The sequence below is a fragment of the Microbacterium sp. BF1 genome (assembly GCF_019279095.1).
Lineage (GTDB): Bacteria > Actinomycetota > Actinomycetes > Actinomycetales > Microbacteriaceae > Microbacterium > Microbacterium maritypicum.
The window spans coordinates 1-2,151 of the sequence record NZ_JAGYWT010000418.1 but is presented as its reverse complement, the minus strand read 5'-3'; the positions used below and the strand labels follow the sequence as shown (position 1 = coordinate 2,151).

The 2,151-nt window shown below is 68.8% G+C and carries 2 protein-coding genes and 1 pseudogene; 2 read left to right on the top strand and 1 reads right to left on the bottom strand.

Features of this window, described 5'->3' with window-relative positions; all coding sequences use genetic code 11:
* A pseudogene (locus tag KZA10_RS13040) lies at positions 1–219 on the bottom strand (FAA hydrolase family protein); the annotation flags it as partial.
* A gap of 124 nt (positions 220–343) precedes the next feature.
* Here KZA10_RS13040 and KZA10_RS13035 point away from each other — a divergent pair.
* Complete coding sequence (locus tag KZA10_RS13035; RefSeq protein ID WP_017829497.1) at positions 344–1,639, top strand: L-fuconate dehydratase; 1,296 nt, start codon at positions 344–346, stop codon at positions 1,637–1,639.
* The coding region (locus KZA10_RS13030; protein ID WP_218683085.1) for an aldo/keto reductase at positions 1,626–2,151 on the top strand (526 nt) is incomplete at its 3' end. The genes KZA10_RS13035 and KZA10_RS13030, both read left to right, overlap by 14 nt.

Here is a 2,151-nt window from a genome sequence, read left to right as displayed (position 1 = left end):
GCTCGGGCGGGCGATCGGGGCGCCGATGCGCATCGACGCGGCGTCCGCGAGCTCGGGGAGCTCTCCGCCTTCACGCGCGGCCGTGACCCGGGCGACGAAGTCACTCTCGAGGAAATCGCCGTTCACGTCGGATGTTACGGAGCGGAGGTCGAGGTATCGGTCGCCCTCCACGAGGACGGGGATCTCATTCCCGGGGGTGCCGAGCCGCGCGAACTTCATGTTTCTCCTGATCGGTCGGGAGGCCGCGATGACGCGGCCGGTCTCGTTGACAGTATAGACATCGGATGTTTACACTCCAAGAGATCCGCACGGAAGAAATCACCCGTGCATGGAGAGGAATCCCGTGAGCCGTATCGTCGCCCTCGACACCACCGACATCCGCTTCCCCACGTCCCTGAGCCTGGACGGGTCGGACGCGATGAACCCCGACCCCGACTACTCGGCCGCGTACGTCATCGTGCGCACCGACGCCGACGACGACATCGAGGGGCACGCGTTCGTCTTCACGATCGGCCGAGGCAACGACGTGCAGGTCGCGGCGATCGACGCGCTCGCCGGGCACCTCGTCGGGCGCGAGATCGAGCCGCTGCTCGACGACATGGGCGGCACGTTCCGTGACATCATCGGCGACTCGCAGCTGCGCTGGCTCGGCCCCGAGAAGGGGGTCATGCACATGGCCATCGGCGCGGTCATCAACGCGCTGTGGGACATCAAGGCCAAGCGCGCAGGGCTTCCGCTCTGGCAGCTGCTCGCCCGCATGACGCCGGAGGAGCTCGTCGACCTGGTCGACTTCCGCTACCTCACCAACGCCCTCACCCCCGAAGACGCCCTCGAGATCCTGCGCGCGGCCGAGCCCGGACGAGCTGAGCGCGAGCAGCAGCTGCTGGCCACCGGATACCCCGGCTACACCACGAGCCCCGGCTGGCTCGGCTACTCCGACGAGAAGCTCGAACGCCTCGCCCGCGAGGCCATGGCCGACGGCTTCACCCAGATCAAGCTCAAGGTCGGCGCCGACCTCGACGACGACATCCGCCGTTTCCGCAAGGCGCGCGAGGTGTGCGGACCCGACTTCCCCATCGCGATCGACGCCAACCAGCGCTGGGAGGTGTCGGAGGCGATCGAGTGGGTGAACGCGCTCGCCGAGTTCCATCCCGCCTGGATCGAGGAGCCCACGAGCCCCGACGACGTGCTCGGCCACGCCGAGATCGCCAGGGGCGTCGCGCCCATCCGCGTCGCGACGGGTGAGCACGCGCAGAACCGTGTCATCTTCAAGCAGCTGCTGCAGGCCGACGCCATCTCGGTCATGCAGATCGACGCCGTGCGCGTGGCCGGGGTGAACGAGAACATCGCGAACCTGCTGCTCGCCGCCAAGTTCGGCGTGCCCGTGTGCCCGCACGCCGGTGGTGTCGGCCTGTGCGAGGCCGTGCAGCACCTGTCTATGTTCGACTTCGTCGCGGTCACCGGCACCCGCGAGGGCCGCATGATCGAGTTCGTCGACCACCTGCACGAGCACTTCGTCGTGCCCACCGACATCCAGGGCGGCTCGTACATGGCGCCGACCGCGCCGGGAACGGGCATGGAAATGAAGGCCGACAGCATCGCGACCTACACCTGGACGGGTGCACATGTCGGTGCCTGATCGCGGGGGAGTGCGCGACCGCCTGGAGATTCCCGCCCTCGGGTACGGCGCCGCGAACGTGGGCAACCTGTTCCGTCCGCTCAGCGACGACGAGGCGTGGGCCGTGCTGGATGCCGCGTGGGAGAGCGGCATCCGCTTCTACGACACCGCGCCGCACTACGGTCTGGGCCTGTCGGAGCGCAGGCTCGGGGCGTTCCTGCAGACCAAGCCGCGCGACCAGTACGTGCTCTCGACCAAGGCCGGGCGCCTGTTGCGGCCGAACCCCGACCACTCCGGCGGCCTCGACACCGCGAACGACTTCCACGTGCCGGACGACCTGCAGCGCGTGTGGGACTTCTCGGAGGCGGGCATTCGCGCGAGTGTCGACGAGTCTCGCGAGAGGCTCGGCATCGAACGCATCGATCTGCTCTACCTGCACGACCCCGAGCGGCACGACCTCGACCTCGCGCTCGCCGAAGCCCTGCCCGCGATGGAGCAGCTGCGTGCCGACGGCGAGGTCACCGCGATCGGCA